The sequence below is a fragment of the Polaribacter litoreus genome (assembly GCF_054584775.1).
Map to the genome: position 1 here is coordinate 1 of NZ_JBTLRD010000084.1, position 1,017 is coordinate 1,017.

The following is a 1,017-nucleotide window of genomic DNA, read 5'->3' on the forward strand; positions in this document are numbered from 1 at the left end:
AAGATAATTCAGCAATTGTTAAATTCCATTTTAAGCGATTAAAAAATTCCCACGAACAACTAAATTCAGACATTTTGAAAGTTCAAAGTTTCACGTTCCTGAGTGTTTTCCACTATTATTTACAACGTGTTTGTATAAGATTAGTTGCGTATTTCAAGTAACTAATTTAGCAAATACAAACCGAATAGAAAATCCGAGAGGATTTTCGTAAGTAAGCTTGCACTAGCAATTAATTTTATACGGTGTTGGCAACAGTTTTTAATCTTTTTGTTAATTCAGATATTGTCATTTTCTGAATAATATTATTCGTATTTGCACTTAAAATTTCGTCGTTTTCCAATTTTAAAGTCATTAATTCCGATTGTTCTTTTAATTCAAGTAAAGATTCGTTTTTCTGTATTTCCACAAGTTTTGTATCAAATCTTTTTTTCAGAGTTATTGTTCCGTTATTATTTAGCAATTCAAAACCTGCATAGTCAATTAAACGCTTAATTCCACTTAAAAACTTAACTCCTAAAATTCCGATTGCTATCATTCCGATTTCTGTGATTAGCGAAAATATACTGAATTCACTTTCGCTTGAAAATGAACCAATCAGACCTAAAATCCCGAAAAATCCAATTAAACAAAATATTATTCCCAAAACAATCGCAACAATATCCACTAAAACAGCTTTGTCAGTTCGGGTAACTTTAATTGAGTCGCCGAATTTGTCGGCTTTAAAACCAAGATTTTTTAAATAATCAAGATTTTTAATTTCAGAAATTTTTTCACTAATAGTGTTCTCCAAATCTGTGATACTCTCTTGAATATTTCGGTGATTTAATTCCGCTTTTAAATTCAGTTGAGATTGGAATGTCAACTTTTTATGAATTGCTAAAAGTTCAATTAATTCTCTATCAGTTTTTTCTTTGTACATAGTTTCTCTTTAATTGTTGCCAACGTTGTTGTATAAGCTTTGTTGCGTTGTTTAAGCAGTGAATTTACTAAATAAAACACGAACGGAGAAATTCCGAA

Annotated in this window: 1 protein-coding gene; it reads right to left on the reverse strand. The window is 29.5% G+C overall.

Going from position 1 to position 1,017, the window contains the following annotated elements:
• Positions 1-235: 235 nt before the first annotated feature.
• Entirely contained in the window at positions 236-919 is a 684-nt protein-coding gene (locus ACW9UN_RS17255) for a hypothetical protein (protein ID WP_459487617.1), read from the reverse strand.
• Between the last annotated feature and the right edge of the window lie 98 nt (positions 920-1,017).

Excerpts from the sequence above, each read along its gene's own strand:
- ACW9UN_RS17255 (WP_459487617.1), bottom strand. The coding sequence starts at position 919 with ATGTACAAAGAAAAAACTGATAGAGAATTAATTGAACTTTTAGCAATT.